This window comes from Leucobacter soli (genome assembly GCF_042659205.1).
Classification (GTDB): domain Bacteria; phylum Actinomycetota; class Actinomycetes; order Actinomycetales; family Microbacteriaceae; genus Leucobacter; species Leucobacter soli.
The window spans coordinates 1-996 of record NZ_JBHSRW010000415.1 but is presented as its reverse complement, the minus strand read 5'-3'; the positions used below and the strand labels follow the sequence as shown (position 1 = coordinate 996).

The window sequence follows — 996 nt, the reverse complement described above, 5'->3', positions numbered from 1 at the left end:
GGCTGCGCCGCCCGCCCGGCCTGCTCGGCGCGGTACTGGCGGCCCGAGGGCTCGGGTTCGAACGCGTCATGGTGCCCGACAGCTGCGCGCGGGAGGCCGCGCTCGTACCCGGGATCGAGGTCATCGCGGTACGCGATCTCGCCGGTGCGCTCGCCTGGTACCGCGGCGACGCCGACGGCTGGCGAGTGGGCGCGTCCGACGACGACCCCTCGGACACGGCTGAACGTCCCGAGGGTGCCGATCGATCGGACATGGCCGAGGTGATCGGGCAGCCCGAGGCCGTCGAGGCCATGGTCGTCGCAGCGGCGGGGCGGCACCACCTCTCCATGGTCGGGCCCCCGGGAGCAGGCAAGACGCTGCTCGCGACCAGACTGCCCACCATCCTGCCGGATCTCGATGAAGACGAGCAGATCGTCGCCAGCAGTATCGCCTCGCTCGGCGGCAACCCGCTGACCGAACTCGTGACGCGCCCGCCCTTCGAGAGCCCGCACCACACCGCCTCCTCGGTCTCGATCATCGGCGGAGGCGCCGGCGGGGCCGTGCGCCCGGGGGCCATCACCCGCGCCTGCCACGGCGTGCTCTTCCTCGACGAGACTCCGCAGTTCCCGAGCGCCGTGCTCGATGGACTGCGGCAACCGCTCGAGAGCGGCACGGTCGAGATCCACCGCGCGAAGGTGCGCGCGCTCCTTCCCGCCCGGGTGCAACTGATCCTCGCAGCGAACCCCTGCCCCTGCGGCAACGCCGGTTCTCCTGAGACCGCTGCGGAGTGCCGCTGCACCCCGCTGATGCGCACCAGGTACCTGGGTCGGGTGTCCGGGCCGCTCGTCGACCGGATCGACCTGAGACTCTCCGTGCGACGGATCTCGAGTGCGCTGCCCGCACTGGCGGAGGAGCCGCGACCGACGAGCGCCCAGCTGCGTCGGCGCGTGGTCGAGGCCCGCGCCCGCGCCGCAGATCGGCTCCGCGGAACCCCGTGGTGCGTGAACGCCGAGGTTC

The 996-nt window shown here is 73.1% G+C and carries 1 protein-coding gene; it reads left to right on the top strand.

Going from position 1 to position 996, the window contains the following annotated elements:
- The coding region (locus ACFPZL_RS13625) for an ATP-binding protein (RefSeq protein WP_382335929.1) at positions 1-996 on the top strand (996 nt) is incomplete at both ends.